General features: G+C 48.9%; 2 protein-coding genes. Both read right to left on the bottom strand.

Features of this window, described 5'->3' with window-relative positions; genetic code table 11:
- A partial coding sequence (locus A6M21_RS02440) for a hypothetical protein (RefSeq protein WP_066666324.1) occupies nt 1-314 on the bottom strand: 314 nt, incomplete at its 3' end.
- Nucleotides 298-515 (bottom strand): IS607 family transposase (locus A6M21_RS02435; protein WP_427854591.1); only part of this gene is annotated, 218 nt, incomplete at its 5' end. The genes A6M21_RS02435 and A6M21_RS02440, both read right to left, overlap by 17 nt.

Genomic DNA, 515 nt, shown 5'->3' with positions numbered 1-515 from the left:
GCTTTTTCGATTTTGGCTTCGATATCATGAATGTACGTGTCGATCAGTTCAAGCTGGCTTCTGATGGTGTCTTCCGCTTCGTTATAAGCCCACTGGCACCAGCGGGCGTTGGGCATGAATGTTTTTTGTAGTACGGCGATGATTTTTTCCCTTTCAACGCCCTGGCGGATAGCCTGGTAGGAGGTGCGCTTGGCGGCCTGGAAAATGCGCATGAAATCAATTAACGCTTCAGCTTCGTCGGTTTCCGGCGTAAGGGAAGCGCAAACGGTGATCATGTCCGCCGGTTTTTTAACCTGGTTATTCCTTTGCGGCATCGACCATCGCCTCTTTTACTTTTTTTCGGAATTCTTTGCTTCTACGGCCGTAAAGTTTGGCGCTGAAGCTGGACAGGATAGCCAACATGTCCGCTACAAGTTCTTCTTGCAACGATTTCGGTTCGGTTCCGTTGATCACAATAATGCGCACGCCGAAGGCATTGAGATATTTTTCGATGTAATTGTAGCCGAACCTGGCCA

Origin of the sequence: Desulfotomaculum copahuensis, assembly GCF_001655685.1 — a bacterium.
GTDB lineage: Bacteria > Bacillota > Desulfotomaculia > Desulfotomaculales > Desulfovirgulaceae > Desulfotomaculum_G > Desulfotomaculum_G copahuensis.
The sequence above is the reverse complement of the archived record's forward strand: the minus strand, read 5'-3'. Positions and strand labels throughout refer to the sequence as shown.